The following is a 25,103-nucleotide window of genomic DNA, read 5'->3' as shown; positions in this document are numbered from 1 at the left end:
AGCAACGGGTAAAGCACCACCCTCGCATCGTGGTACGGTTTGAACACAACGACGCGGGGTGGAGCAGCTCGGTAGCTCGCTGGGCTCATAACCCAGAGGTCGCAGGTTCAAATCCTGTCCCCGCTACTGAAAAGATGAAGGCCCGGATCCTTTCGAGGATCCGGGCCTTCGTCGTGTTGTCGAGACTTTCTGGCTCAAAGGGCCTGAAGTGCGGTTTGCGGGGCACGAGTTGGTTCCGGGCGTGTTTGACTTATCTCTCTGTGGGCATGTCGACAAAACGCTGAAGTGACCTCACTGGCCGCGAGATACCAGGTGCACGCGGGTTGCAGGTGGTGGGACGATGGTATTTATGGGGGACAGGGCAACTCTGTTGGAGACAGGGCGGTTTGTGCAGCGGCGCGTCCATGAGGCGGGAAACATGGCAGATGCGGCTTTTGTCTCCCATGCCACGGACGACGCCGAGGCAGTCCAGGCCGTCCAGGCCTTCGAGGACGGTGGGAGCGCCGGGGACGCGGAGCCGTGCCACAGCGCCGGGAGCACTCGGGGCATCGAGAACGCCGAGAGCACGGAGACCGCCGAGAGCGAGGCGCGGCACCGTCGCGCCGCCGACGCCGGAGACACCGCGTCGATGAGCGTCCTCGGTGCGCTGCTGCTCCGCCGAGGCGATCTGAACGGCGCCGAGCCCTATCTGCGTGCGGCCACCGCCGACGGCGACCGGGCCGCCGCCAACAACCTGGGCGTCCTCCTCCACCAGCGCGGCTACGCCGACGAGGCGGCCGGCTGGTGGCGTATCGCCGCCGTCGCCGGTTCCGCCGCCGCGGCCCACGCGCTGGGCCGCCACTACCGCGAGCGTGGCGACGAGCCGGGCGCCGAGTACTGGCTGCGCCAGTCTGCCGAGCAGGGCCATGCGCTGGGCGCGTACGCCCTCGCCGACCTGCTGGAACACCGCAGCGACGTCGGCGCCGAGCGCTGGCTGCGCGCTGCCGCCGAGCAGGGGCACCGAGAGGCCGCGTACCGCCTGGCACGCACCCTGGAGAGCAAGGCTGCCGACGAGCCGCACGACGCGTTCGGCCGCCCGGGGGCGGACGCCGGACTGGGGACGGGCCTGCCTGCGCGCAGTGGCGCCGCCGACGGCACCGGAACCGGGACCGGTGCGCGCAAGGAGGGCCGTGCGGGCGGGCGCAAGGACGACGGACCCGTGGCGGGCCCCGCCACCGGGCGCGTCGGTGAGGCCGAGCAGTGGTACCGGCAGGCCGCCGCGCGCGGTCATCGCCGTGCCGCCCTGCATCTCGGCGCCATTTTGGAACAGCGCGGCGAGCTCAAGGAGGCCGGCCGCTGGTACCTCACCTCCGCCAAGGGCGGCGAGGCCCGGGCCGCCTGCGCACTCGGCTTCCTGCTCCGCGACGCGGGCGACGAGGAGAGCGCGGCCGTGTGGTGGCTGCGCGCCGCCCAGGAGGGCGACGGCAACGCGGCCAATGCCCTGGGCGCCCTGCACGCCGCCCGCGGCGAGCAGCAGACCGCCGAGCGCTGGTACCGCGCCGCTATGGACGCGGGCGACGTCAACGGCGCGTACAACCTGGGGCTGCTCTGCGCCGCCCAGGACCGTACACCGCAGGCCGAGCAGTGGTACCGCCGTGCCGCCTACGCCGGTCACCGCGAGGCCGCCAACGCCCTGGCCGTGCTGCTGCTCCAGGCGGGCGACGCGACCGGCGCGCAGCCCTGGTTCTCCAAGGCCGCAGAGGCGGGCAGTGTCGACGCCGCCTTCAACCTCGGCATTCTGCACGCCGGGCGCGACGAGGACCGGGCAGCTCTGACCTGGTACGAGAGGGCCGCGGCCGCCGGGCACACCGAGGCCGCGCTGCAGGTCGGCATGGCCCTGCTGCACCACGGCGAGGAGCAGGAGGCCGAACGCCATCTGCGCTGCGCCGCGGGGGGCGGCAGCGCCGAGGCGGCCTTCCGGCTGGCCGGGGTGCTGGACTCACGCCAGCCGCCGCCGGGGCCGCCCGGGCTCGGTGAGCCGATGCCGGAGAAGACCGAGTGCGAGGCCTGGTACGAGCGGGCCGCCGAGCAGGGGCACCGCCGCGCCCAGGTGCGCGTCGGCATGCTCGCCGCCTCCCGCGGTGACCTGGAGAGCGCCGCACGCTGGTACCGCGAGGCCGCCGAGTCGGGCAGCCGCAACGGTGCCTTCAATCTGGGGCTGCTCCTCGCCCGTGAGGGCAGCGAGCGCGAGGCCGCCCTGTGGTGGAGCCGCGCCGCGAACGACGGCCACGGCCGGGCCGCGCTGCGGCTGGCCCTGCTCGCCGCCCGCCGCGGCGAACTCACCGAGGGGCAGCGCTGGTGCGCGCGTGCGGTCGAACTGGGCCCGGCGGAGGTCGCGGAGCGGGCTGCCAGGCTCCGTGAGGCCCTGCACCAGGAGCTGACCGCGTAGTGGTGTGCGGGGGTGCGGCACGGGCGTCACAGGGGCGACGGGGCCCCGCGCCACCGCGCTTCCCACAGTCGTCAGGAACGGATTTGCGCTGGTCCGGGGCGTCACGTAATGTTGTGTTCACGACGCGGGGTGGAGCAGCTCGGTAGCTCGCTGGGCTCATAACCCAGAGGTCGCAGGTTCAAATCCTGTCCCCGCTACTGAAGACAGAGGGCCGGATCCTTTCGAGGATCCGGCCCTCTGTGTATGCCGCCCCCTGTGCATGCCGTACGGGCGCCGCGTCAGAGCCTGTGGCCCACCGCCTCCCCGTACATCGCCCGGTCGACGGCCTTCTCCTCCGGTACCGGCGGCTTGCCCTCCGAGACGCCCGCGTCGCTGTACGCCTGCTGCAGCCGGTCCGTCGTGCCCTTCCGGATCTCCCAGTCCATCCGCATGGACGGCGTCGACCGCAGCGTCGCCTCGTCGATCTTCATCAGCTTCGCCAGCTCCGTCACGAACGCGGGATCGGACTTGTAGTCCCCGGCGAAGTAGGTGTTCACCGTCCGGATGTAGGCGCGGAGAAGGGCGACACCCGCGTCCGGGTCCTCAGTCAGCAGCGTCGGGCCGAAGAGGAGACCGCCGAGCGGTTCGCCGACCGGCTGGCCGCCCAGGAACGCGTACCGCTTGTCGCCGTCCACCTTGCGCCAGACCGGGTCGAGCAGCCAGGCGGAGTCCACGCTGCCGTTCTGCAGGGCGGTCAGTACGTCCGCGGAGCCGAGCTGCTGGAAACTGATCTTGTCGAGGCCGCCGCCGTGCTTCTTCAGCGAGGTGTCCATCGGGTACGCGATGACCGAGCCCTTGCCGATCACCGTGCCCATCCTCCGGCCCGCCATGTCGACGTGTCCGGCGCTCTCGCCCTCCTTGAGGCGCACCCAGAGGCCGCTCTTGGAGGTGGGATCGGGGGAGAAGTTCCCTGCCACCCACTTGATGTCGAAGCCGCCGTCGATGCCGTTCATCACGGCTGCCTCGGGGGCCGCCCACTGGGCGTCGACATCGCCCTTGGCGAGCAGCGGCAGGGCGTCCGGGGTGGGAAGCACCTTCAGTTCGCCGCTCGGGCACGTCCAGTGGGGGCGAAGCGCGCGGCCGGCGCGCACCTACGGCAGGCCCTGCGGGTGCCCGTCGAAGTGGTTCCGTACCGGAACGGCCGGTGAGGTGAGCAGGCTCGGTCCCGGTCGGGTGGAATGCGGAAGGGCCCGGTGCGAGTGTCACTCGCACCGGGCCCTTCGTCCCGTCTCAGGCAGTTGCGGCGCAGTTCGGGCAGATGCCGCGGTACGTCACCTCGACATCGGAGACCGTGAAGCCGAACCGCTCGTCCGTCGGCAGGTCCGCCAGCGGGTCGCCCGCCGGGTGCACGTCACGGATGGCGCCGCACTGGGCGCAGACCAGGTGCTGGTGGGGGCGGTGCGCGTTCGGGTCGTACCGCTTCGCGCGGTGATCGGTGGAGACCTCGATGACCTCGCCGAGCGTCACCATCTCACCGAGCGTGTTGTAGACGGTGGCGCGGGAGATCTCCGGCAGCTTGGCGACGGCCCGGGCGTGGACCTCGTCGGCCGTCAGGTGCACATGGTCCCCGTCGAGGACCTCGGCCACGACACGCCGCTGCGCGGTCATGCGCCAGCCGCGTCCGCGGAGTCGTTCCAACAGGTCACTCATAAGAGCAAGCCTAACAGTGAGGGCGCCCTGGTTCCGAACGGGTGTGACTTTGGATCCTGGCTTGACTTGGACTTGGTCCATTGTAGGATCGGGATCATAAGTAAGGGACAGGCTGTGCGGACATCAGGACATGACGGATGTGCAGGAATGACGCAGGAGGCGCACGTGACGCAGGGACCGCTCACCACGGAGGCCGGCGCACCGGTCGCCGACAACCAGAACAGTCAGACCGCAGGCGTCGGTGGTCCGGTCCTGGTGCAGGACCAGTTGCTGCTGGAGAAACTCGCGCACTTCAACCGTGAGCGCATTCCGGAGCGCATCGTGCACGCCCGCGGCGCCGGTGCGTACGGCACCTTCACGCTGACCCGCGATGTCTCGCAGTGGACGCGCGCGAAGTTCCTCTCCGAGGTCGGCAAGCAGACCGAGACGTTCCTGCGGTTCTCCACCGTCGCGGGCAACCTCGGCTCCGCCGACGCGGTGCGCGACCCCCGCGGTTTCGCGCTGAAGTTCTACACCGAAGAGGGCAACTACGACCTCGTCGGCAACAACACCCCGGTGTTCTTCATCAAGGACGCCATCAAGTTCCCGGACTTCATCCACACCCAGAAGCGCGATCCGTACACCGGCTCGCAGGAGGCGGACAACGTCTGGGACTTCTGGGGTCTGTCGCCCGAGTCCACCCACCAGGTGACCTGGCTCTTCGGTGACCGCGGCATCCCGGCCACGCTGCGACACATGAACGGGTACGGCTCGCACACGTACCAGTGGAACAACGAGGCCGGCGAGGTCTTCTGGGTCAAGTACCACTTCAAGACCGACCAGGGCATCAAGAACCTCACGCAGGCCGAGGCCAACAAGCTCGCCGGCGAGGACCCGGACAGCCACCAGCGCGATCTGCGAGAGGCGATCGAGCGCGGCGACTTCCCGTCCTGGACGGTGCAGGTCCAGATCATGCCCGCGTCCGAGGCGGCCGCGTACCGGTTCAACCCGTTCGACCTCACCAAGGTGTGGCCGCACGAGGACTACCCGCCGATCGAGATCGGGAAGCTGGAGCTCAACCGCAACCCCGAGAACGTCTTCGCGGAGACCGAGCAATCGATCTTCAGCCCCGCGCACTTCGTGCCGGGCATCGGCCCGTCCCCGGACAAGATGCTCCAGGGCCGCCTCTTCGCCTACGGCGACGCCCACCGCTACCGCGTCGGGATCAACGCCGACCACTTGCCCGTGAACCGTCCGCACGCCACCGAGGCACGGACCAACAGCCGGGACGGGTACCTGTACGACGGCCGTCACAAGGGTGCGAAGAACTACGAGCCCAACAGCTTCGGTGGTCCGGTCCAGACCGACCGTCCGCTGTGGGAGCCCATCACCGTCACCGGTGGGACCGGTACGCACGAGGCCCCGAGCCACGCCGAGGACAACGACTTCGTGCAGGCCGGGAACCTCTACCGGCTCTTCTCCGAGGACGAGAAGGTCCGGCTGATCGACAACCTCGCCGGGTTCATCGCCAAGGTCTCACGCGACGACATCGCCGAGCGCGCGATCAACAACTTCCGCCAGGCGGACGGCGACTTCGGCAAGCGGCTGGAGGTCGCGGTCCAGGCCCTTCGCGGCTAGTACGGACGGCTGCCGGTGCCGGTGGGCCGGTCCCCTCTGCATCGAGGGGGCCGGTCCACCGGCCGTACGTGCGTAGGGGCGGTCAGCCGACCAGTTCCACCGGGTGGCGCCTGGTGGGCGCCCAGCAGCGGATGATGTCGCGGACCGAGACGATACCGACGGGCCCGTGGTCGTCCAGCACGATCAGATGCCGGAAACCGCCGTGCGTCATGGCCTCTGCGGCCTCCTCCAGGGTCCAGCTGGGCGCGGCGAAGACCACATCGGTGGTGGTGTGGGTGGATGCGGTCTCGGTGTCGGGGTTCTGGCCGGCGCCGACCGCGTTGAGGATGTCGCGCTCGGTGATGATGCCGAGTCCGCTGGTGTCGCGGTCGAGGACGACGGCTGCGCCGATGCGGCGAGCCGACATCAGCTGGGCCGCCTGGCGGAGCGTGTGGGTGGGGCCGATAGTGAGGACCATCGTGCTCATGGCGTCACGGACGAGCATGAAGGGAGCCACCTCCTTCGTGAAGCGACCACGTGAGCCGATTCACAAGTTCACAAGTGGGGGGACTCTCAGCGTTGCATCCTTGGCGGAGTCCAACAAGGGGTAGGTGGAGATCATTCGAGGGGCGCACGGAAGTGGACCGCACGCCCCTCGGGAGTCTGTACGCCTCGTAGCGGCATTGGTCGTTGTCGGTCGTCGTGGGCCCCCTCGGGCGGCCCACAGGCGGCCGGAGGAACGTCGCCCACGTTCCCACTCCGCCCGTGCGCCTTGTGTACGGATCACGCCGGGTGGAAGGCCGCCCCTGCCACCACCCCGCCACTACGGGCGGAGTGACGCCCCCCTACGGCGACGCCGACCCCGCCCACCGCCGATGAGGCGGCGCCGTCCGAGCCGGCAGCCGCCCGTGCCCGCAGCCTGCAGGGGCGGCCCCGCGGCGTGGTCTACCTGTTGGACGTCTGGACGAAGCCCGCTTGCGGCACGTACGGGGCCTCCAGGTAGCCGGCCTCCTCGTCGTCGAGCGTCAGGTCCACACCCGCGACGAGGCTGTCCAACTGCTCGGGACGGGTAACTCCGATGATCGGTGCGGTCACCACCGGGTTTCGCAGCACCCACGCCAGCGCCACGCTCGCCGGTGCCACCCCGCGTCGCTCGGCGACCTCGAGGACCCGCTCGGTGATGACGCGGGCGTCCTCCCCGTACAGCGTCTTGCCGAACTCGTCCGTCTCGGACCTCGCCGTCGCCGAGTCCCACGGACGGGTGAGCCGGCCGCGCGCCAGCGGGCTCCAGGGGATGACACCGATGCCCTGGTCCGCGCAGAGCGGCAGCATTTCGCGCTCCTCCTCGCGGTGCAGGAGGTTGTAGTGGTTCTGCATGGAAACAAAGCGCGTCCAGCCGTGCAGGTCGGCCAGGTACAGCGCCTTGGAGAACTGCCAGGCGTACATGGACGACGCGCCTATGTAGCGGGCCTTTCCGGCCTTCACCACATCGTGCAGGGCCTCCAGGGTCTCCTCTATCGGCGTCTCGTAGTCCCAGCGGTGGATCTGGTACAGGTCGACGTGATCGACTTGCAGGCGGCGCAGGCTGTTGTCGATCTCGGTGAGGATCGCCTTCCGGGACAGGCCCGCGCCGTTCGGTCCCGGACGCATCCGGCCGTAGACCTTCGTCGCTATCACCACGTCGTCCCGCTGGATCCCGAGGTCGCGCAGTGCACGGCCGATGATCTCCTCGCTGGAGCCGTCGGAGTAGCCGTTGGCGGTGTCGAGGAAGTTGATCCCGGCGTCCAGCGCTTTGCGGATGACGGTACGGCTGGCGTCGTAGCCCAGTGACCATTCGTGAGTGCCCCGTGTGGGATCCCCGAAGCTCATACCCCCCAGGGTCAGCGCCGAGACCTGAAGGCCGGTCGATCCCAGTCGTGTGTATCGCATACCTGTGTGCTCCTAGCGTTGAGGGAAGACGGCGGCCGCGCCGATGCCCGATGCGCGGCCGGTGACGATGAAGACCTTGTCCTTGAGCCCTTCCATTGCTGGGCATATCCCTTCGCCCAGTGAGGGTGCGGCGCTGGTGCGACAGGTGGGAGCAGTGCCGGAGGCGATGAGGCGGGAATACGCCTGAAGTGCCCGGCGGTTGGCGCCCTGTGCGCAGAACGACCGCTTCGACCAGGGCGTTGACGCCCGGTGCCTAGGCCTACTGTGCAGGAGCGCGACAAGAGTTACAAAAGGTACTTTTATGTTCCTGAGGAACACTGGAAGGGCGTCATCGGTGAGCGACAACGAGGGCCAGGCGGCCTCCACCGGCGAGGCGCGGGCGAACGTACTGCGCCTGGCGGGCCCGTGTGAGCGCTGGGACGAGCGGGACGCGGACTTCATTCGCGAGATCCTCGACCTGGTGGGCGACAAGTGGAGCATGCTGGTCATCGGCGCCCTGGCCGCCGGCGACGCCCGCTACTCGGACCTCGACACCGCGATCCCCGCCCTCTCCCGGCGCATGCTCACCCTCACCCTCAGGCGCCTTCAGCGCAGCGGGCTGGTCGACCGCACTGCCTACGCGGAGGTGCCGCCCCGCGTCGAGTACTCACTCACCACCCTCGGCTCCTCCCTGCTCTCCGCCATCGAGCCCCTGGCCGCCTGGAGCTCCGAGCATCACACCGAGGTCCGACGCCACCAGGACGTGTACGACGGGAGCGCCACACACAGTGCGTAACTGGCGTGAGCAATCGATCATCGTTCGTGTGCCGGCTTCACACTGCGGACGTACACGCACTTGATGCCGGGCAGCGAGAGGCACACGCGGGAGGCCGTCAACCGCGTGTTCGGGTACGGCCCGAAGAGCGATGACGGCCCCACGACAGCCCAGGGAGCGTGAGGGAAGGGAAAGTGCGCAGGTCAAGCCGCAAGCTGTCTCAGTAGCGCTGGTTCAGATACCCCAGCAGCTCGTGGTGGAGCAGCCCGTTCGAGGCCGCCGCGTTCCCGCCGCCCGGACCGGGCACCCCGTCGAGGCTGGTGAACCGGCCACCCGCCTCCTGGACGATGATCGCGTTCGCCGCCATGTCCCACAGCGACAGCTCCGGCTCCGCGCAGATGTCCACGGAACCCTCGGCGACCATCATGTACGGCCAGAAGTCCCCGTACCCACGCGTACGCCAGCAGGCCCGGGTCAGATCCATGAACCCGTCGAGCCGGCCCTGCTCCTCCCAGCCGGTCATCGACGCGTAGGCGAACGAGGCGTCCGAGATCCGCTCGACCTTCGAGACGTGCAGCCGGGTCGCGGAGGTGAGGCTGCGGCCGGAGAACGCCCCCGCACCCTTCGCCGCCCACCAGCGGCGCCCCAGCGCGGGGGCCGACACCACGCCCACCACCGGCTGGAAGCCGTTCTCGCCCGCCTCCATCAGTGAGATCAGCGTCGCCCAGACCGGCACACCACGCACGTAGTTCTTGGTGCCGTCGATCGGGTCGACGACCCAGCGGCGCGGGCCGGTGCCCTCGATCCCGTACTCCTCGCCGAGGATCGCGTCGCGCGGGCGCGCCCGATGGAGGTGACCGCGAATCAGCTCCTCGGCGGCCTTGTCGGCCTCGCTCACCGGCGTCATGTCCGGCTTGGTCTCGACCTTGAGGTCGAGAGCCTTGAACCGGTCCATCGTCGTCGCGTCGGCGGCGTCCGCCAGCACATGGGCGAGGCGCAGATCATCGTGGTAGTCGGGCATGTCGTCACAGTATCGACCGCAGGTGAACGCAGCCACAGGACCCTGGAGGTGCATGAACTCTTGACAGTGCGGGGGAGCGCGTCAACTCTGAACCGCAGACCCCTGGCGTGGGAGGCGACGATGCCTGCAGCGCGAGAAGCATTACTGGACGCCGCCCTCTCGGCGGTCAGCACCCTGCCCTGGGCGACGGTGCGGATGGTCGACGTCGCGTCCGCCGCGGGAGTCTCCCGGCAGACCCTCTACAACGAGTTCGGCAGCAAGGACGGCCTGGCCCGGGCTCTCGTCCGGCGCGCTGCCGACGGCTACCTCGCCGGTGTCGAACGGGCATTGGAATCGCCCGGCGGTACGGGGGACAGACTGGCCGCCACCGCCGCCTGGACGGTTCGGGCCGCTCGTACGAACAGCCTGGTCAGAGCGTTGCTCACGGGTTACTGGGGAGAGCGGTTACCCTGCCCCGCCCGCCTCTCGGGGCCGCCCTCCTCGCCCGTACCGGCGCAGCGGCGGGCCGATGCCGGGCCGCCGACCCCGACCGAGCTCCTCGGCCTGGTGCGCGACCGCGCGGTGGCCGCCCTGGACGGGGGGCGCCCGCCGCACGACCCGGCGGCGCTGGCCGTGACCTGCGAGATCTCGTTGCGCCTCGCACTGTCGTACGCGGTTGCCGCGTCCCCCGTCCCCACGGACGCGGCGCCGCTGGTGCGCGAGGTGGTGGAGCGGTGGCCTGCCGGGTGACGGGGGCACCGGTGGCGGACCAATTCCGAGGACTGCTTCCGCGTGGGCCAGGAACGTGGCTGCGGGAGGTCCGCTCCGGTGGCTCTCCGCTCCTGCGCGGGCGCGGACCCGAGGCCACCCGCTCTTCCGGTTGGGGGCGTGGGGGTTCCGGTCGGCGAGGCGGCCGGGCACAGCGCCGCCTGTCCCTTCCCCGGACGCCCCCCTGCCGCAATCAGTGGGACGAGCCCGACAGCTGGAGCCCGATCACACCCAGGATCACCAGGGAGATCGAGACCAGCTTGAGCGTGGAGACCACATCGTCGAGGAAGACCATGCCGTAGATCGCGGTGCCCGCTGCGCCGATGCCCGTCCACACGGCGTAGGCGGGCCCCACATCGAGCTTCTTCAAGGACAGGGTCAGCAGACCGAAACTGCCGAGCGCGAAGATGCAGAAGGCGATGGTCGGCCAGAGCCGGGTGAAGCCGTGCGACAGTTTCAGACAGACAGCGAAGCCGGTCTCCAGAAGCCCTGCGACCACGACCAGCAGCCACGCCATCGTCGGTGCCCTCCCACGTCGGTGACTGCTCTGTCGCGCTGCGTGCGATTATGCACTTACCGGTAGCAGCAGATCGCAAACGTGCCTGGGTCAGTCGCCTTCGCGTCGTTCCCGGGTGGCCAGCAGCCGGTGCAGCGAGTCCAGCCGGGCCGGATCGGCATGCCCGGCCACCACCCAGGCGCCCAGAGCGCATTCCGGTTGGACGGCGTCGTGGGTGCAGCCGCGAGGGCAGTCCTCGGTGCCGGGCTCCAGGTCGGGGAACGCGTGGATGACCCGCGAAGGGTCGATGTGGTTCAGCCCGAAGGAGCGCACACCGGGGGTGTCGACCACCCAGCCCCGCCCGTCCGGCAGAGGCAGCGCCAGGGCCGAGGTGGTGGTGTGCCGGCCGCGGCCGGTGACCGCGTTGACGACACCCGTCGTACGCCGCCGGTCCTTCGGCACCAGGGCATTGACCAGCGTGGTCTTCCCGACGCCGGAGTGCCCCACGAACGCGGTGACCCGGTCGTTCAGCTGCTCGCGCACCCGGTCCGCCGCGTCGCCGTTCTCCAGCTCCTGGCGGCTGGTGACGATGTAGGGGACACCCAGCGGGGTGTACGCCTCCAGGAGCTTGTCCGGGGACGCCAGGTCGGACTTGGTGAGGACCAGGAGAGGGCTGAGCCCGCCGTCGTACGCCGCCACCAGACAGCGGTCGATCATCCGCGGACGGGGTTCCGGATCGGCCAGCGCGGTGACGATCGCCAGCTGATCGGCGTTGGCGACGACCACCCGCTCGTACGGATCGTCGTCGTCCGCCGTCCGCCGCAGCACCGAGCGGCGCTCACCGATGCGGACGATGCGGGCCAGAGTGTCCTTGTCCCCGGACAGATCGCCGACGAGGGAGACGGTGTCGCCCACCACCGCGGCCTTGCGGCCCAGCTCGCGCGCCTTCATCGCCATGACCGTACGGCCTTCGACGAGGCAGGTGAGGCGGCCGCGGTCGACGGTGAGGACCATGCCGTCCTCGGCGTCCTCGTGCTTCGGACGGGTATGCGTACGAGGCCGGTTGCCCTTCGGGTTGGGGCGGAACCGGATGTCGTCCTCGTCGGGGTTCTTGCCGTAGCGACGCATGACTCAGACCCCGAGCATTCGGGTCCACATCTGCGGGAAATCCGGCAGGGTCTTGGCGGTTGTCGCCACGTTCTCGATCTCCACTCCGGGGACTGCAAGGCCGATGATCGACCCCGCGGTGGCCATCCGGTGGTCGTCATACGTATGGAAGGTACCGCCGTGCAGCGGGCGCGGCTCGATATGCAGCCCGTCGGCGGTCTCGGTCACCCGGCCGCCGAGCTCGTTGATCTCCTTGGTCAGCGCGGCCAGCCGGTCCGTCTCGTGCAGCCGCAGATGGGCGACACCGCTGAGCGTGGATGGGGAGTCGGCGAGGGCCGCGACCGCCGCGATGCCCGGGGTGAGCTCGCCGACCTCGCCGAGGTCGACGTCGATGCCGTGGATGCGACCCGAACCGGTGAACGTCAGACCGCGCTCGGTCAGCTCGCAGCTGCCGCCCATCGCGGTGAAGATCTCGCGCAGCGCGTCACCGGGCTGGGTGGTGCGCAGTGGCCAGTCGGGGATCGTGACCCGGCCACCGGTGACCAGGGCCGCGGCCAGGAACGGCTGCGCGTTGGAGAGGTCCGGCTCGACCGTCAGATCACGGCCGAGCAGCGCCGACGGGGAGACCCGCCAGACGTTCGGCTCGCCGCCCGTCTCCGGCTCGTCGACCTGGGCGCCGACGACCCGCAGCATGTCGACCGTCATCCGGATGTGCGGCATCGACGGGAGCCGGGTGCCGGTGTGACGCACCTCCACGCCCTGGTTGAAACGCGGCGCGGACAGCAGCAGCGCCGAGACGAACTGGGAGGACGAGGACGCGTCGATCGCCACCGGGCCGCCGTCCAGCGCACCGCCGCCGTGCACGGTCATCGGCAGCGAGCCGCGCCCGTCGTCGTCGATCCTGGCGCCGAGCACCCGCAGCGCGTCGATCACACCGTTCAGCGGCCGCTCGTACGAACGCGCGTCGCCGTCGAAGTGGATCGGCCCGTCGGCGAGGGTGGCAACCGGCGGCAGGAAGCGCATGACCGTGCCGGCGTTGCCGACGTCGATCGTGGTGGGGCCGTGCAGCCCGGCCGGGATGACCCGCCATGCCTCCCCGGAGCCGTCCGGGCCGACACCCTCCTCGATGCCGACGCCCATCGCGCGCAGCGCCTGCGCCATCAGCAGGGTGTCGCGGGAGCGCAGCGGGCGGCGCAGCCAGCCCGGCTCGGCGGCGAGGGCGGCGAGGACCAGCGCCCGGTTGGTGACCGATTTCGATCCGGGCACGGTGACGGTTGCGTCGACGGCTCCGCTCGCATGGGGGGCGGGCCAGAGGGCGGGGTGCACGGAACTTTCGGTCATGGCCTTCACTTTAGTGGCTCACCGCAAACCCGGATCTTGATCAAACAGGCGGAAACCGGGGCGTAATACAAGCGTGGTACCGGCCGCAACGAGCCCGGGGCCGGTGCCACCGTCCCTCACAGGCCGAGGAGCCAGCGGCCTCCGCCGATCAGTGAGCAGAGCGACACCGCATGGAAGAGGAAGAGCCACAGTGCGGCCGGGACGTCCGTGAGCCGGGACAGCTGGTCCGCGTCCGAGTCCGGTGCGCCGCCGTGGCGCCGCTTCGACTGGAGCTCGAACGCCGGACGCACGCCGCCGAGCAGCAGGAACCAGACCGCGGTGTATGCGAAGAGCGACTGCACGTCGGGCGAGGCGAGCCAGGACACCAGCAGGAAGGCCGAGCCGGTGAAGATCACGGTGAGCGCCCCGTACACATTGCGGATCATCACCAGCATCACGGCAAGCAGCGCGGTCGCCACCCACAGCAACAGCGTGATCCTGCCGCTGCTGAGCAGCCAGGCGCCGCCCAGTCCCAGCAGCGGCGGCGCGGTGTAGCCCGCCGCCGCGGTGAGAATCATGCCGATACCGGTGGGCCTGCCACGGCTGACGGTCAGCCCGCTGGTGTCCGAGTGCAGCCGGATGCCCTCCAGCCTGCGGCCGGTGACCAGAGCGATCAGCCCGTGGCCCCCCTCGTGCGCGATGGTGATCGTGTTGCGGGAGACCCGCCACAGGACGTTCGGCACGACGGCGATGAGTGCGACCGTGGCCGTCACGACCACCAGCCACTGCTCGGGTGCGGGCTGGGTGCCGAATATGCGATCCCACAGATCGCCCAGATCGGTGCTGTCCATGGTGCGGGCGGCTCCTTGCGGTCGTGCCGGTGGGTCGTGGCAGTCTGGCACTTATGTGCGGACGGTATGCAGCGAGTCGGCGGCCCGAGGATCTGACCGGACTCTTCGGCGTCGAGAAGTGGGAACCGGTGGAGGCGCTGGAGCCCGACTACAACGTGGCGCCGACCAAGGAGGTCTACGCCGTACTGGAACGCCCGGTGAAAGACGCCGATGATCAACGTCCGGTTCGCCAGCTGCGCGCACTGAAATGGGGACTCGTGCCCTCCTGGGCCAAGTCCCCGGAGGGCGGCGCCCGGATGATCAATGCCCGGGCGGAGACGGTCCACGAGAAGCCGTCGTTCCGCCGCCCCTTCGTCTCACGGCGCTGCATCCTGCCCGCCGACGGCTACTACGAGTGGGTCACCGGTACCGACGAGCGGCAGCTGGAGGAGCAGGGGAGGAAGAAGCGCCCCCGCAAGCAGCCGTACTTCGTGACACCCGCGGACGGATCGGTCTTCGCGATGGCCGGACTGTACGAGTTCTGGCGCGACCGCACCCTGCCCGACGACCACCCGCAGGCCTGGTGGGTGACCTGCTCCGTGATCACCACCGAGGCGGAGACCACCCCGCTCGCCGTCGCCCCCGCCGAGGGCCCGTCGGCGCTCGCCGACATCCACCCCCGGATGCCGCTGATGCTCACCCCGGACCGCTGGGACGCCTGGCTGGACCCCTCGCACACGGACATCGAGGGACTGCGGGCGCTGCTCGCACCACCGCCCGGCGGACTGATGCGGGCCTACCCGGTGACCACCGCCGTCAGCAATGTCCGCAACAACGGACCCGAACTGCTGGAGGAGCTGGCCGCGCCGGAGGTCGGCACACTCTTCTGACCGGGCAGGATGAGACACGTGAGCCCCACAGAGACAGCTCGTACGACAACCGAGACGGTTGACACCGGCGCCGGGACGGCCCGGATCACCTGGCTGCCCTCGAAGAAGCCGCGCCTGGTGCTCGCCGCCGGTCACGGCGCCGGCGGCGGCATCGAAGCCCGCGACCTCCAGGCCCTGGCCGCCGCGCTGCCCGCCCACGGAGTGACCGTGGCCCTGGTGGAGCAGCCGTGGCGGGTCGCCGGGAAGAAGCTCGCAGCCGCCCCGAAGACCCTGGACACCGGCTGGCGCGGCCTGTGGCCCGCGCTCACCGCCGCAGGGCTCCCGGTCGTCGCCGCGGGACGCAGCGCAGGCGCCCGGGTGGCCTGCCGGACGGCGACGGAGCTGGGCGCCCACGCGGTCCTCGCGCTCAGTTTCCCGCTGCATCCGCCCGGCAAGCCGGAGAAGTCCCGCAAGGACGAGCTGCTCGGCTCGGGTGTGCCCACGCTCGTCGTGCAGGGCGGCCACGACCCGTTCGGACGGCCCGCCGAATTTCCGCCGGGGGAGTTCGAGATCACCGAGGTGCCGTACGGCGACCACGGGTTCGCCGTACCGAAGAAGGCCGACCTGACCCAGGATCAGGCGATGGAGATCCTCACCACCGCCGTCACCAATTGGCTGGACCGACTCCTGTAACGCCGGACTCGTCTCCCTCACACACCGGCCACCCCTCCTTCCGGGTGGATCGGGTCACCCTCGCGGAGACCGGGCACAGCCCCGGGAATGTTGAGTGGGGGGCCACTGTTGTCGGTGACATCGGTACATCAACGTCGTATGTGGAGAGGGAGTCCGTCGCATGGGTTCGACCATCTGCCCGCGCCGCTCGAACGCCGCTGACCTGGAGTGGACGGTGCTGCACGCGGCGAAGACCACTCCCGAGCGGGCACTGAGCGGATCGGATCGACAGCCCGCGTCGAAGCAAGGTCGACTATTCTCCGATTCGAGCGGGTCCGGTTTCGGATCCGCCACAGCGTTGGAGGAGGTGGGTCCGGTCACCGGTACCGACACAGGGACCGACGACGGCCGCGCGGAGGAGACGACCGCCGAGCGTAACGCGCGCTTCGAGCGGGACGCCCTCGGTTTCCTCGACCAGATGTACTCGGCCGCGCTGCGCATGACGCGCAACCCCGCAGACGCCGAGGACCTGGTCCAGGAGACGTATGCGAAGGCGTACGGCTCCTTCCACCAGTTCCGCGAGGGTACGAACCTCAAGGCATGGATGTACCGCATCCTTACGAACACCTTCATCAATTCGTACCGCAAGAAGCAGCGCGAACCTCAGCGCAGTGCCGCCGAGGAGATCGAGGACTGGCAGCTGGCGCGCGCCGAGTCGCACATGTCGACAGGTCTGCGCTCCGCCGAGTCGCAGGCTCTCGACCACCTTCCGGACTCGGATGTGAAGTCCGCACTGCAGGCGATCCCCGAAGAGTTCCGCATCGCCGTTTATCTTGCGGATGTAGAGGGCTTTGCCTACAAGGAGATCGCGGACATCATGGGGACTCCCATCGGTACGGTGATGTCCCGACTGCACCGGGGCCGCCGCCAACTGCGCGGCATGCTGGAGGACTACGCCCGTGAGCGCGGGCTCGTCCCGGCCGGTGCCGGAGAGTCGGACGATCGGAAAGGCTCGGGCTCATGAGCTGCGGAGAGCCGCACGAGACAGACTGCTCAGAGGTCCTCGATCATCTCTACGAGTTTCTCGACCATGAGATGCCCGACAGCGACTGCACCAAGTTCGAGGTGCACTTCGAGGAGTGCTCCCCGTGCCTTGAGAAGTACGGCCTGGAGCAGGCTGTGAAGAAGCTGGTGAAGCGCTGCTGCGGTCACGACGACGTGCCGACCGATCTGCGCTCCAAGGTGATGGGCCGGATCGACCTGATCCGCTCGGGGCAGGCCGTGCCGGATCAGGACGTGGTGGCCGAGTCGCAGCTGCCGACCGCCGCCAGCGAGTGACGGCCGGCAGGTGAGGGCCGGAGAGTGATGGGCGGCAGTCGCTGAGCGGCGGTACGTCCCGCACCCACCTTCCTCCGTACGCGTAAGGGCGCGCCGCGACAGCCGCGGCGCGCCCTTACGCGTACCACCGGTACGGCGTACACATCAGCCGAACTCACCCGAACGTGCTAATCGAGCTCATCGGCGCTCGATCGCGCGTCCAACTCGCTAGCCTGGCGCCTCCATTGACCATCGTTGGGGGGCGGGTGGGGCGGGTGAGAGCCACACCGTTAGCGGCGCGCGCGCACATTCTGGCCACAGTGGTCTGCGCCACGCTCTGCGCGCTGCCCGCATTGCGTCCCGGTGCGGGGATTGCGTGGACCACCGTCGGACTGCTCACGGCGCTCTATCTGGCCTGCGAGCTTCCGGGCCGCTGCCGCCTCCTCGGCAGCTCCGTGCCGATCAGTGCCGGATCGTTCTTTCCGCTGCTGCTCGCCGCCGCGTTCCTGCTGCCGCCCGCAGCCGCCGCGCTGGTCGCGATCCCCGGCTCGCTCATCGGCCGGGTCGAGCACGCGCCCGCCACGGCCCGCCGCATCTGGCGGGCGGCACAGCTCGCCCTCACCGTCTGGGCGGCGTCGTACGTCCACGGTCTGCTCGGCGGCGGCGCCACGCTCGGCGGACCGGGTCCCGAACGGCTGCCCGACTTCCCGTACGCCCTGCTGCCCGCCTGCGCCGCCGCGCTGGCCTTCAGCCTCGTCCTGACCGCCCTGGACGGCTCGATCCTGGCAACGGCCGAACGGCTGCCGCTGCGACACGCCTGGAGCGGGCTCCTGCCGCGCTCGCTCGGACCGCATCTGGTGCACGGTCTCGCCGGGCTGATGATGGCCGTGCTGTGGCGCAGCTCGTACGGACCGGTGTCCGCGCTCTTCGTCCTGCTGCCGATGTACATCTCCTGCTGGATCTTCTCCCAGTACCACCGCGAGCACGCCGCGCACCGCGCCACCATCAGGGCGCTGGTGCAGGCCGTCGACATCAAGGACACCTACACCCGCGGGCACAGCGAGCGCGTGGGGCGGGCCTCCGTGCTGATCGCCAGGGAACTCGGCATGGCGGAGGACCGCCTCGAAGTGCTCCGCTTCGCCGGGATCCTGCACGACGTCGGCAAGCTCTGCGTCCCGACCCGGGTGCTGCGCAAGGACGGGCCGCTCACCCCGGAGGAACGGCGCGTGATCGAACTGCATCCGGAGTACGGGCACGAGATCGTCCGGGGCATCGGCTTCCTGGGCGAGGCGCGTGCGGCGATCCTGCACCACCACGAGCGGCTCGACGGCAGCGGCTATCCGTACGGACTCAGCGGGCGGGAGATCCCCGAGTTCGCGAGGGTCGTCGCGGTGGCCGACGCGTTCGACGCGATGACGTCGACACGGTCGTACCGGAGAGGGCGGCCGGTGCCGGCGGCGGTGGAGGAGCTGAAGCGGTGTGCGGGCACGCAGTTCGATCCGCAGATGGTGCGGGCGCTGGCGCGAGGCCTGGACCGGCACGGGTGGTCGACGGCGTCGACGGCGGTGACGGCCGACGAGACGGTGCCGGTGCCACGGGTGGGTGGGGGAGCGGGTACGGGAGCCGGGGCCGTCCGGAGGCCGGTTCGCCCGCAATCGCCTGACGGGCTCGAGCCGGCGGCCGGTCGTGCGGTGTCCGGGGACGGGCTTGATGTGGCGGCCGGTCGTGCGGTGGCTGCGGATGGGTACGGGCTCGCTCCTGGAGCGCAGTCGTCCGTGGACCGGACCCGGTGAGTCGCGGTCGGGGCCGGACGAGGCTGCCCCCCGCTGTCCTGGCGGTCCGCGGCGCCGCCGGTGCGCTCGCCGTCGCCGGGCTCGCCCACACCCTCTGGCACGGTCTCCACGAACCCGGGCTTGCCCTCGCCTTCGGCGTGCTCATCACCGTCGGTGAGCTGGCCCGCTGGGGTGCGCTGCCCGGTGAGCGGGAGCCCGCGCCGCTCGGCGCCGCCGGAGCGCTCGCGTACGCGCTTCTCGGCCGCAGCGGTGGGGAGCCCACCAGTCACGGAGCCCTGCAGGTCATCGCTGTTCTCGTCGCGGCGCAGCTCGTCGCCGCCGTGCCCCATGTGGCACGTGGCAGCGGGCCCACCGCCGATCAGGTGGCCCGGCGGATCATCATCGTCTCGTTCGCCGCTGTGTGCTTCCAGCCGCTCCACAATTCCGGCCGGTCCGCCGTCTGGTTCGGCGACGGCCCGTACTTCGCGCTCTTCCTGCTCGTACTGCTCGTGCTCACCGCCCTGTGCGACGCCGTGCTCGGCGCCCTGCTGCTGCGGGCGGGTACCCCCTTCCCGTACGGGCCGCTGCTCCGTGACGAGCTGCGCGCTCTGCTGGGTATCGGTTCGGCGGTCTGCGCGACCGGAGCGGTGATGGCCCTGGGGGTCTCCGTCGCCGGCCTGTGGGCGCTGCCCGTGCTCTGCGTACCGCTGCTGCTGACCCAGGTGTCGTTCCGCCGGTTCGTCGCGGTGCGCACCACCTACCGGCAGACCATCACCTCGCTCGCCCGGTCCACCGAGATCGCCGGCTACACCCCGCACGGGCATGCCCGCCGGGTGGCGATGCTCTGCACGGCCGTCGGCCGCGAGCTGGGGCTCTCCGGGGCCGAGCTGACCGTGCTGGAGTACGCGGCCCTGATGCACGACATCGGGCAGCTCTCCCTCGTTGATCCGGTGCCCGACGGGGCGACGGCCCCACTGCCCGCCGCCGAGCAGCGCCGGATCGCGCTGCTGGGCGGGGCCGTCGTCCGGCAGACCGGGGTGGACACCGAGATCGCCGTCGTGGTGGAGCGGCAGGCCGACCCGTACCGCGAGCAGCCGCTGCCCGCCCGGATCGTCCGGGCCGTCAACGCATACGACGACCTATGCGGGGAAGGTCTCAGCGGGCCGCTCGACGCACTGGAACAGCTCAGGCTCGGGACCGGCCACGACTATCAGCCGGAGGTCGTGGAATCGCTCGCTCGCGTGCTGGCCCGGGGCGGTCTGACCCCCGTCCTGCCTGGGTAACCCATGGGTAATGAGCGGGCGTCCGGCTGGGCATGGTTGGATGCGAAGAAGACCGGAAAACGAGGGTGTCCGAGTCGGGACAGGCGGGAATCGTGAAGATCTTCGGGAAGGTACGGCATCGGCCCTCCGCCTCTTGGCGGCAGGCCACGGACCGCGCGTTCACGCTGATCGGCGACGGCCGGTACGAGGACGCGGGCGCACTGCTGACACGGGCGGCGGACCTGGAGCCCTGGCTCTCCGAGTCGTGGTTCAACCTGGCGCTGCTGCACAAGTTCCGGCACGACTGGGAACAGGCGAGGGCGGCCGGCCTACGGGCCGTGGCGCTGCTCGACAAGGAGTCCGGCGCCCCGGACTGGTGGAACGTCGGGATCGCCGCCACCGCTCTGCAGGACTGGCCACTGGCCCGTCGCGCCTGGCAGGCCTACGGGCTGAAGGTACCCGGCAGCGGCCAGCACACCGCGGCGGCCAACAGCGAGCCGGCCGGCATGGAGCTGGGCAGCGCAGCCGTACGGCTGTCGCCCGAGGGCGAGGCCGAGGTCGTCTGGGGCCGCAGGCTGGACCCGGCGCGGATGGAAGTGCTGTCGATCCCGCTGCCGTCCTCCGGGCGGCGCTGGGGCGAGGTCGTCCTGCACGACGGGGTGCCGCACGGCGAGCGGGTGACCGCGGCCGGCCCCTCGTATCCCGTGTTCGACGAGATCGAGCTGTGGGCGCCGTCCCCCGTACCCACCTGGGTGGTGCTTCTCGAAGCCGCCACGGAGGCCGACCGGGACGCCCTGGAGCAGCTGGCGTCCGATGCCGGGTTCGCCGCCGAGGACTGGTCGTCGTCCGTACGGCTGCTCTGCCGGGCCTGTTCGGAGAGCCGGATGGAGAGCGACGAGGGCGACGGTGAGCACCTCGACCCGCACGACCACAGCGAGCCCGGCCATCCGGGCCCGCTGGGCCACCGGACCGCCGGTGAGCTGTGGGTGCCCGAGCGCGAGTGCGGGATAGCTGCGCCGGCCGGGCTGGTCCGCGGACTGCTGGACGGCTGGGTGGCGGACAGCCCGGACAGCCGTGAGTGGCGGGATCTCGAAGAAGTCTGCTGAGCCGTGCGTCCGCGGCCCGGCCGTTACGCTGTACGGGCATCGATTCGGGTTTTGAGGAAGGCGTACGGCGGACATGGCGCAGCAGGAGACGGACGAGCAGATCAGCGTCGACGACGAAGGATTCGTCGTGGACACCGAGGACTGTGAGGCGCGTGAGGCGGCGTACCGCGAGCGTGGCACCTCCCGGCCGATCACGGTCGTGGGCAACCCGGTGCTCCACAAGGAGTGCAAGGACGTCACCGAGTTCGGCGACGAGCTGGCCCAGCTGATCGACGACATGTTCGCCAGCCAGAAGACGGCTGAAGGCGTGGGTCTGGCCGCCAACCAGATCGGCGTGGACCGCAAGGTCTTCGTCTACGACTGCCCGGACGACGACGGTGTGCGGCACGTGGGCGTCGTCTGCAACCCGGTGCTGGACGAGCTGCCGCCCGAGGAGCGCGTCCTCGACGACTCCAACGAGGGCTGCCTCTCCGTGCCGACGGCCTATGCCTCGCTGGCCCGCCCGGACTACGCGGTGGTGCGCGGACAGGACGCCAAGGGCAACCCGATCAAGGTCCGCGGCGACGGATACTTCGCGCGCTGCCTTCAGCACGAGACGGACCACCTGTACGGCTACCTGTACATCGACCGGCTCTCGAAGCGCGACCGCAAGGACGCGCTGAGGCAGATGGCGGAGAACACGCCACGCTACGAGATCGTGCCGAACGACTGACGTTCCGGATTCCACCGGGCCTGCTTGCCTTCCGGGACTCCGGAAGGCAGCCAACTGTGGTCAGCGGCTTCCGATCCACGGCCTGCAACAGTGCGGTGCGCCTCGAACAGCCGCCATCTGTACGGCGACGCGGCCGGCCTCGGGGCCGGGCCGCACGCCCTGTGCACCCTCGCCGACGGAGCCCGCCACCACGGCTTCGACGGGATCCTCGGTCCCGGCTACCCGGACCATGGCGACCACGTCCATCTGGACCACCGACCCAGCCACTTCCGGTCGGCGTCCAACTGCGGTATCTGACCCCGGACATGGAAGGGCCCCGCGCGCCGGCGATCAGGTGATCCGGCGGGCGGGGCCCCGTTGGGTACGGCGTCGGGCGGTTTGCGCCGTCAGCCGGGTCGCATCGGGCGGGTGACGCCCTCAGCCGGACTCGTCAGGCGGCTCCGGCCGTCAGCCGGGTCGCGCCCGTCGTCTGCACCGCGGCGCCGTCCGACGCCCGCTCCGTCAGATGCAGCTGCGAGATCGCGTTGCGCAGCGTCAGCGCACCCGCCCCGGTGTCCAGCTGCCAGCGCTGCGTACGCGCCGTCGCCGAGCAGTTCCCGAGCGACAGCTCCGCCCCCACCTCCAGCGGCGCGCCCAGATACTTCTTGCCGCGCACCGCGTCCAGGCACTGACCGTTCTCCGTGGACCGCACCGTGTAGTACCCGTCGGCGGTCGCCGTCAGCGCCCAGGAGGCCGCGCTGTTCCTGACCAGGGACACGCCCGCGTCCGTCCCAGGGGCCAGCGCCTTCGCGCCCGTGGTCAGCCGGTACGTACCGTCGGCGAGCGGCGTGCGGTCGGTGTTCTCCCAGCCCGGCGCGTGACCGACCTTCCGGGCGAGCGCCTCGAAACCGGCGTACGTCGGGCTCGGCTTCGGGCCGCCCCAGGTCGCCTGCGCCACGAAGCGCAGCGGCATGAAGACCTTCGCCTCCACCTCGTTCTCCGTCTCGGCCGCCGCACTGTCCGGCCACAGGCTGATCTTCGCGCCGGTGAGGTTCGCCGCCCCCTGGGTCAGTGTCTGACCCTCGAAGCGCAACGGCGTCCAGTCGCTCTCGTACAGCTTCTGGGTCTGCATCGTGAATCCGCCCCGCACCAGGTAGAGGGAGTAGGCGGAGTTCATGACCGGCCGGCCCTCGGCGAGCAGCGAGGACGGCTGCTGGATGGAACCGCCGCTCAGCCAGTGCTCGACGGTGATGTCACGGTCCAGCGGGACGACGGCGTTCTTGCCGACGAGCCCGTCGTTCCAGATCCGCAGGGACCTGCCGTCCGCCTTCACATGCGCGTTGACCTGGTTGATGAAGTCGGTGAAGAGATCGTCGGGAGTGGCCGACGCACCGAACTTCGCGCGTGCTGCGGCCTGCAGCTGGGGGTAGGCCGGGTAGGAGGAGCCGATCATGTACTCGTCGGCACCCATGTGCCAGTAGTGGCTGTCCCAGACCTTCAGCGCCTCGTCGACCATCGAGGTGTAGTACGCCAGTGCCTCGGGCCGGGAGATGTCGAGCCGGGGCGGGGAGGCGACGCCGTTCTGGTCCTTGAGCTGCAGCTCCGGGTGGTTCTCCAGGTAGGTGTCCATGTGGCCGGGGGAGTTGATCTCCGGCACGAGCTCGATGTGGTACTTCCTGGCCATCGCGACCAGCGTGCGGACCTGCGGCTTCGTGTAGTAGCCCCAGAACGCCGACGCCGGGTCGGTGTCGCTTTTGACCTTGGCCTCGATCCACAGCTGGTTGAGCTTCTGCGACGCCATGTCCTTCATCAGCCGCTCGAACCACTGTGTCGATATGTTGATGTAGCAGGCGCAGACCCCGACTCCGCGCTCGCGGTACGCGGGTACATCGGTTGCCGAACCCCGCGCGGCACGGCCGTCGTCGTTCAGCAACTGGAGGACGGTCCGGGTGCCGTAGAACACGCCGGTGGAGGTCGCGGCGGTGACGGTGATGCGGGCGCCGACCGTGAGCCGGTAGCCTTCCGCTCCCAACACGCCCTTCTGGGACGGGTCCTGGCGCAGCACGATATCCCCGGAACGGGCCGCGCGGCCCTGTGACACCGACGCCCTGCCGTTCAGTTCGCCGGCGAATCGGCGTGCGTCGGCGGCCGTACGACTGTCCCGCACCCCGTCCAGCACGATTCCGGCCCGATCGGTGAGCGTGAACTCGCCCTGACCGCCCTGCCATTCGCGGAGCGTGGGCAGCACCTCGGGCGGGGCCGCGGCGGCCGAGCCGCCCTCGGCCGCCGCGCTCTGCCAGGGCAGCAGCGCGGCGGCGAGCGCCGTCACCACGGCTCCGATGGTCCTTCGTCTTGCCATCCGCATGTCCATGCGCCCGACCCTTGCGGGCAGCGGGGCCCGTGGTCCATGGACTGATGCGGAAAATGGTTGGACGAATGATCGGAGGTCAGGTCCGACGTGGATCAGGCAGCTTCGGAGACGGACATCGGTCCACGGAAGGTACGGCGATAGGAATTCGGAGTGGTCCCCAGGGATTTGACGAACTGATGACGCAACGCGGCGGCGTTTCCGAAACCGGTCCGGTCGGCGATCACATCCATCGTTTCATCGGAGGTCTCCAGCAAGTGCTGTGCCAGCAGGACTCGTTGTCGTAGCAGCCAGCGGTACGGGGTGGTGCCGGTCTCCTGCTGGAAGCGGCGTGCGAAGGTGCGCGGCGACATGTGCGCCTGGGCGGCGAGTTGCTCGACGGTCATCTCCTGGTCGAGATGGCGCTCCATCCAGGCGAGCGTCCCGCCGACCGTGTCGCACGCGGTGCGCGGCAGCGGGCGCTTGATGTACTGCGCCTGGCCGCCGTCCCGGTGCGGCGGCACCACCATGCGGCGGGCGATGGCGTTGGCGACATCGGGACCGTGCGCCTGACGGACCAGATGCAGACAGGCGTCGATCCCGGCGGCGGTGCCCGCCGAGGTGATGACCGGCCCCTCGTCCACGTACAGCACATCGGGCTCGACGACGGCCCGCGGGAAGCGGCGGGCCAGCTCGGCGGTGTGGCGCCAGTGGGTGGTGCATCGGCGGCCGTCCAGCAGCCCGGCCGCGCCGAGGACGTACGCGCCGGAGCACACACTCAGCACGCGCGCCCCGCGGTCCACCGCGCGGCGCAGGGCGTCCAGGACCTCCTCGGGGTACTCCCGGTCCATGAAGTGGCTGCCGGCCGGTACGGCGACGAGGTCGGCCTCCTCCAGCCGGTCGATTCCGTGCGGTGTGCTGATGGTGAACCCGGCATGGGTCTGCAGCATCGGGCCTTCCGCGGAGACCACCGCGAAATCGTGGACCGGCAGACCCTCGTCGCTGCGGTCGAGACCGAACACCTCGCACAGCACGCCGAGTTCGAAGGGGTGGACCTCGTCCAGCAGGAGAGCGGCGACATTCTTCAGCATGACGTCAGTGTGGCAGTAATTCGATGCTGTGTGGCAGTCCTGCCACTGCCGGAATGTGG

22 protein-coding genes, 2 tRNA genes and 2 pseudogenes are annotated in these 25,103 nt (G+C 70.3%); 15 read left to right on the top strand and 11 right to left on the bottom strand.

The genetic code is table 11. The features are described from left to right. Positions 1-52 precede the first annotated feature (52 nt). The 3 genes from ACWCP8_RS00535 to ACWCP8_RS00525 all read left to right on the top strand — a co-directional run bounded on the left by ACWCP8_RS00535 (position 53) and on the right by ACWCP8_RS00525 (position 2,625). Positions 53-126 (top strand) — tRNA-Met (locus ACWCP8_RS00535). A 214-nt stretch (positions 127-340) separates the two neighbouring features. Next, positions 341-2,428 carry a sel1 repeat family protein gene (locus tag ACWCP8_RS00530; RefSeq protein WP_451113823.1) on the top strand — a complete coding sequence of 696 codons (2,088 nt, stop codon included), beginning with the start codon at positions 341-343 and terminating at the stop codon, positions 2,426-2,428. A gap of 123 nt (positions 2,429-2,551) precedes the next feature. Next, positions 2,552-2,625: transfer RNA gene (locus ACWCP8_RS00525), tRNA-Met, on the top strand. Between the two features lie 81 nt (positions 2,626-2,706). Here the strand turns inward: ACWCP8_RS00525 and ACWCP8_RS00520 are convergent. After that, positions 2,707-3,507, bottom strand: a pseudogene (locus ACWCP8_RS00520) (ABC transporter substrate-binding protein); the annotation flags it as partial. 190 nt (positions 3,508-3,697) lie between these two features. Continuing rightward, entirely contained in the window at positions 3,698-4,117 is a 420-nt protein-coding gene (locus ACWCP8_RS00515; protein WP_352266377.1) for a Fur family transcriptional regulator, read from the bottom strand. Positions 4,118-4,264: 147 nt separating this feature from the next. Here ACWCP8_RS00515 and ACWCP8_RS00510 point away from each other — a divergent pair, with 147 nt between their 5' ends. Then, entirely contained in the window at positions 4,265-5,734 is a 1,470-nt protein-coding gene (locus ACWCP8_RS00510) for a catalase (protein ID WP_352266378.1), read from the top strand. An 82-nt stretch (positions 5,735-5,816) separates the two neighbouring features. Here the strand turns inward: ACWCP8_RS00510 and ACWCP8_RS00505 are convergent, their stop codons facing one another. Continuing rightward, positions 5,817-6,218 (bottom strand): CBS domain-containing protein, encoded by a 402-nt coding sequence (locus ACWCP8_RS00505; protein WP_267002068.1) that lies wholly within the window; start codon positions 6,216-6,218, stop codon positions 5,817-5,819. Positions 6,219-6,658: 440 nt separating this feature from the next. Further along, the gene (locus ACWCP8_RS00500; RefSeq protein ID WP_382828484.1) at positions 6,659-7,642 is read right to left on the bottom strand and encodes an aldo/keto reductase; all 984 of its coding nucleotides are present in this window, start codon (positions 7,640-7,642) and stop codon (positions 6,659-6,661) included. 334 nt (positions 7,643-7,976) lie between these two features. Between ACWCP8_RS00500 and ACWCP8_RS00495 the strand changes: the two genes are divergently transcribed. Further along, positions 7,977-8,417, top strand: coding sequence for a winged helix-turn-helix transcriptional regulator (locus tag ACWCP8_RS00495; RefSeq protein WP_451113822.1), 441 nt, complete (start codon positions 7,977-7,979; stop codon positions 8,415-8,417). 199 nt (positions 8,418-8,616) lie between these two features. On the opposite strand, the gene hisN is transcribed toward ACWCP8_RS00495, so the two are convergent. Then, positions 8,617-9,417, bottom strand: a complete 801-nt coding sequence (gene hisN, locus ACWCP8_RS00490) for a histidinol-phosphatase (RefSeq protein ID WP_326605688.1) — start codon at positions 9,415-9,417, stop codon at positions 8,617-8,619. 120 nt (positions 9,418-9,537) lie between these two features. Between hisN and ACWCP8_RS00485 the strand changes: the two genes are divergently transcribed. Beyond that, the gene (locus ACWCP8_RS00485) at positions 9,538-10,146 is read left to right on the top strand and encodes a TetR/AcrR family transcriptional regulator (protein ID WP_451113821.1); all 609 of its coding nucleotides are present in this window, start codon (positions 9,538-9,540) and stop codon (positions 10,144-10,146) included. Positions 10,147-10,357: 211 nt separating this feature from the next. Here the strand turns inward: ACWCP8_RS00485 and ACWCP8_RS00480 are convergent, their stop codons facing one another. The 4 genes from ACWCP8_RS00480 to ACWCP8_RS00465 all read right to left on the bottom strand — a co-directional run bounded on the left by ACWCP8_RS00480 (position 10,358) and on the right by ACWCP8_RS00465 (position 13,938). Beyond that, positions 10,358-10,681: a DMT family transporter gene (locus ACWCP8_RS00480; RefSeq protein ID WP_030915586.1), complete on the bottom strand. Its 324-nt coding sequence runs from the start codon at positions 10,679-10,681 to the stop codon at positions 10,358-10,360. 90 nt (positions 10,682-10,771) lie between these two features. Further along, positions 10,772-11,788 (bottom strand): ribosome small subunit-dependent GTPase A, encoded by a 1,017-nt coding sequence (gene rsgA, locus ACWCP8_RS00475; protein ID WP_352266382.1) that lies wholly within the window; start codon positions 11,786-11,788, stop codon positions 10,772-10,774. Between the two features lie 3 nt (positions 11,789-11,791). After that, positions 11,792-13,108, bottom strand: coding sequence for a 3-phosphoshikimate 1-carboxyvinyltransferase (gene aroA / locus ACWCP8_RS00470; RefSeq protein WP_352266383.1), 1,317 nt, complete (start codon positions 13,106-13,108; stop codon positions 11,792-11,794). Positions 13,109-13,224: 116 nt separating this feature from the next. Beyond that, positions 13,225-13,938 (bottom strand): M50 family metallopeptidase, encoded by a 714-nt coding sequence (locus ACWCP8_RS00465; protein WP_352266384.1) that lies wholly within the window; start codon positions 13,936-13,938, stop codon positions 13,225-13,227. Positions 13,939-13,991: 53 nt separating this feature from the next. On the opposite strand from ACWCP8_RS00465, the gene ACWCP8_RS00460 reads away from it, so the two are divergent. The 9 genes and pseudogenes from ACWCP8_RS00460 to ACWCP8_RS00420 form a co-directional block, all read left to right on the top strand. Then, the gene (locus tag ACWCP8_RS00460) at positions 13,992-14,807 is read left to right on the top strand and encodes an SOS response-associated peptidase (RefSeq protein ID WP_352266385.1); all 816 of its coding nucleotides are present in this window, start codon (positions 13,992-13,994) and stop codon (positions 14,805-14,807) included. A gap of 18 nt (positions 14,808-14,825) precedes the next feature. Next, positions 14,826-15,479: an alpha/beta hydrolase family protein gene (locus tag ACWCP8_RS00455; RefSeq protein WP_451113820.1), complete on the top strand. Its 654-nt coding sequence runs from the start codon at positions 14,826-14,828 to the stop codon at positions 15,477-15,479. A 346-nt stretch (positions 15,480-15,825) separates the two neighbouring features. Continuing rightward, positions 15,826-16,482, top strand: coding sequence for a sigma-70 family RNA polymerase sigma factor (locus tag ACWCP8_RS00450; protein WP_266990480.1), 657 nt, complete (start codon positions 15,826-15,828; stop codon positions 16,480-16,482). Further along, positions 16,479-16,796: a mycothiol system anti-sigma-R factor gene (gene rsrA, locus ACWCP8_RS00445; RefSeq protein ID WP_313939123.1), complete on the top strand. Its 318-nt coding sequence runs from the start codon at positions 16,479-16,481 to the stop codon at positions 16,794-16,796. The genes ACWCP8_RS00450 and rsrA overlap by 4 nt, the downstream gene beginning before the upstream one ends. Positions 16,797-17,050: 254 nt before the next feature. Further along, on the top strand, positions 17,051-18,568 hold the full coding sequence (locus ACWCP8_RS00440; protein ID WP_451113819.1) for an HD-GYP domain-containing protein: 1,518 nt from the start codon (positions 17,051-17,053) through the stop codon (positions 18,566-18,568). Beyond that, positions 18,565-19,830 carry an HD-GYP domain-containing protein gene (locus ACWCP8_RS00435; RefSeq protein WP_352266388.1) on the top strand — a complete coding sequence of 422 codons (1,266 nt, stop codon included), beginning with the start codon at positions 18,565-18,567 and terminating at the stop codon, positions 19,828-19,830. The genes ACWCP8_RS00440 and ACWCP8_RS00435 overlap by 4 nt, the downstream gene beginning before the upstream one ends. A gap of 92 nt (positions 19,831-19,922) precedes the next feature. Continuing rightward, positions 19,923-20,915 (top strand): tetratricopeptide repeat protein, encoded by a 993-nt coding sequence (locus ACWCP8_RS00430; RefSeq protein WP_352266389.1) that lies wholly within the window; start codon positions 19,923-19,925, stop codon positions 20,913-20,915. Between the two features lie 73 nt (positions 20,916-20,988). Continuing rightward, complete coding sequence (gene def / locus ACWCP8_RS00425; RefSeq protein WP_352266390.1) at positions 20,989-21,627, top strand: peptide deformylase; 639 nt, start codon at positions 20,989-20,991, stop codon at positions 21,625-21,627. A gap of 56 nt (positions 21,628-21,683) precedes the next feature. Continuing rightward, positions 21,684-21,924 (top strand): annotated as a pseudogene (locus ACWCP8_RS00420) (D-Ala-D-Ala carboxypeptidase family metallohydrolase); the annotation flags it as partial. A gap of 133 nt (positions 21,925-22,057) precedes the next feature. On the opposite strand, the gene ACWCP8_RS00415 reads toward ACWCP8_RS00420, so the two are convergent. Together ACWCP8_RS00415 and ACWCP8_RS00410 are read right to left on the bottom strand one after the other, a co-directional pair. Beyond that, on the bottom strand, positions 22,058-23,971 hold the full coding sequence (locus tag ACWCP8_RS00415) for a family 20 glycosylhydrolase (protein ID WP_451114117.1): 1,914 nt from the start codon (positions 23,969-23,971) through the stop codon (positions 22,058-22,060). 98 nt (positions 23,972-24,069) lie between these two features. Next, positions 24,070-25,044 (bottom strand): GlxA family transcriptional regulator, encoded by a 975-nt coding sequence (locus tag ACWCP8_RS00410; RefSeq protein WP_451113818.1) that lies wholly within the window; start codon positions 25,042-25,044, stop codon positions 24,070-24,072. Between the last annotated feature and the right edge of the window lie 59 nt (positions 25,045-25,103).

The organism is Streptomyces sp. NPDC002206, from assembly GCF_053593595.1.
Note: the sequence above shows the minus strand (reverse complement) of the source record. Positions and strands in the feature narration are given on the sequence as shown.

What these genes read in the sequence shown, in the direction of transcription:
- hisN (WP_326605688.1), bottom strand. Translation starts at nt 9,417, where the DNA reads ATGCCCGACTACCACGATGATCTGCGCCTCGCCCATGTGCTGGCGGAC.
- ACWCP8_RS00510 (WP_352266378.1), top strand. Translation starts at nt 4,265, where the DNA reads ATGACGCAGGAGGCGCACGTGACGCAGGGACCGCTCACCACGGAGGCC.
- ACWCP8_RS00500 (WP_382828484.1), bottom strand. Translation starts at nt 7,642, where the DNA reads ATGCGATACACACGACTGGGATCGACCGGCCTTCAGGTCTCGGCGCTG.
- rsgA (WP_352266382.1), bottom strand. Translation starts at nt 11,788, where the DNA reads ATGCGTCGCTACGGCAAGAACCCCGACGAGGACGACATCCGGTTCCGC.
- ACWCP8_RS00460 (WP_352266385.1), top strand. Translation starts at nt 13,992, where the DNA reads ATGTGCGGACGGTATGCAGCGAGTCGGCGGCCCGAGGATCTGACCGGA.
- ACWCP8_RS00530 (WP_451113823.1), top strand. Translation starts at nt 341, where the DNA reads ATGGTATTTATGGGGGACAGGGCAACTCTGTTGGAGACAGGGCGGTTT.
- def (WP_352266390.1), top strand. Translation starts at nt 20,989, where the DNA reads ATGGCGCAGCAGGAGACGGACGAGCAGATCAGCGTCGACGACGAAGGA.
- rsrA (WP_313939123.1), top strand. Translation starts at nt 16,479, where the DNA reads ATGAGCTGCGGAGAGCCGCACGAGACAGACTGCTCAGAGGTCCTCGAT.
- aroA (WP_352266383.1), bottom strand. Translation starts at nt 13,108, where the DNA reads ATGACCGAAAGTTCCGTGCACCCCGCCCTCTGGCCCGCCCCCCATGCG.
- ACWCP8_RS00485 (WP_451113821.1), top strand. Translation starts at nt 9,538, where the DNA reads ATGCCTGCAGCGCGAGAAGCATTACTGGACGCCGCCCTCTCGGCGGTC.
- ACWCP8_RS00465 (WP_352266384.1), bottom strand. Translation starts at nt 13,938, where the DNA reads ATGGACAGCACCGATCTGGGCGATCTGTGGGATCGCATATTCGGCACC.
- ACWCP8_RS00415 (WP_451114117.1), bottom strand. Translation starts at nt 23,971, where the DNA reads ATGCGGATGGCAAGACGAAGGACCATCGGAGCCGTGGTGACGGCGCTC.
- ACWCP8_RS00515 (WP_352266377.1), bottom strand. Translation starts at nt 4,117, where the DNA reads ATGAGTGACCTGTTGGAACGACTCCGCGGACGCGGCTGGCGCATGACC.
- ACWCP8_RS00410 (WP_451113818.1), bottom strand. Translation starts at nt 25,044, where the DNA reads ATGCTGAAGAATGTCGCCGCTCTCCTGCTGGACGAGGTCCACCCCTTC.
- ACWCP8_RS00480 (WP_030915586.1), bottom strand. Translation starts at nt 10,681, where the DNA reads ATGGCGTGGCTGCTGGTCGTGGTCGCAGGGCTTCTGGAGACCGGCTTC.
- ACWCP8_RS00505 (WP_267002068.1), bottom strand. Translation starts at nt 6,218, where the DNA reads ATGCTCGTCCGTGACGCCATGAGCACGATGGTCCTCACTATCGGCCCC.